The organism is Exiguobacterium sp. RIT452 (assembly GCF_003598705.1).
Taxonomy (GTDB): domain Bacteria; phylum Bacillota; class Bacilli; order Exiguobacteriales; family Exiguobacteriaceae; genus Exiguobacterium_A; species Exiguobacterium_A undae.
The window spans coordinates 1-1,076 of record NZ_QXJB01000020.1 but is presented as its reverse complement, the minus strand read 5'-3'; the positions used below and the strand labels follow the sequence as shown (position 1 = coordinate 1,076).

At 49.3% G+C, this 1,076-nt stretch carries 1 protein-coding gene; it reads left to right on the top strand.

Translation table 11 applies throughout. The features are described from left to right. On the top strand, positions 1 to 1,076 hold a 1,076-nt coding region (locus D3D03_RS16585), incomplete at both ends, for a copper amine oxidase (RefSeq protein WP_119924186.1).

The following is a 1,076-nucleotide window of genomic DNA, read 5'->3' as shown; positions in this document are numbered from 1 at the left end:
ATGAAACATGAGGACGGCGCGAAAAACGTCACGGTCAAAACAAAAGCCGCTGACCTTCGTGCAACACTTGATCAACTACTCTCTGAGCACTTCGTGCTTGCCGTCATGGACATGAAAAAACAATATGACGGATCAAAAGACGCAGAATATTACGAAGCGGCTCTCAAACAGAACGCACTCGACATGACACCAGCGATCGCATCGGTCTACGGTGAAGAAGGCGCGAAACAGTTCGAGAAAATTTTCGTCGACCATAACAAATACACAACCGATCTCGTCAAAGCCGTCAAAGCTGACGATCAAGACGGCATCAACGCTTCAAAAGCGGAAACGGAAGAGTTCGTCCAAGATCTCTCGAGCTTCCTTGATACAGCAACAGAAGGTAAACTGCCGAAGGCAGCAGCGGAAGAAGTTCTCCGTGCCCATGAAGCGGACGTCTATAAAACATTCCAACAATATGCAGCCGGTGACTACGAAGGATCGTACAACACGTTCCGCGAAGGATACAGCCGCATGTATGACATCTCGAAAGCACTCTCAGTCGCGATCACAACACAAATGCCTGAGAAGTTCGACAACACAAAAGCAGATACAAAAGCAGCTGACCTCCGGTCAACACTCAACAGTCTGGCAGCAGAGCACGTCGCACTGGCTAACATCAGCATGACAGCAGGCGTCGATCAAGCGAAAGACTACGATGCAGCAAACTGGGCGGAAGACATGCACACAGCTGACTTCAAAGCGGCAATGAAATCGGTTTACGGTCAAGCGGGCGCGGATCAGTTCGAGCAAGTTTGGACGAAAAACCACATCGAAGCCCAAGCAAACCTTGTCACAGCAGCGATCAATGACGACAAAAAATTGATGGGTGACGCACAAGAGATGCTCAAAATGTTCTCAAATGACTTCGGTGCGTTCCTTGGCGCAGCAACGGAAGAAAACCTTCCGACAAAAGCAGCACAAGAAGCCGTATCTGGCCACGAGACTTACGTCCAAGATACGTTCATGCAGTATGTGGAAGGCGACTACAAAGGATCGGTTGATACGTTCCGTGAGTCTTACGCTTACATGTACGG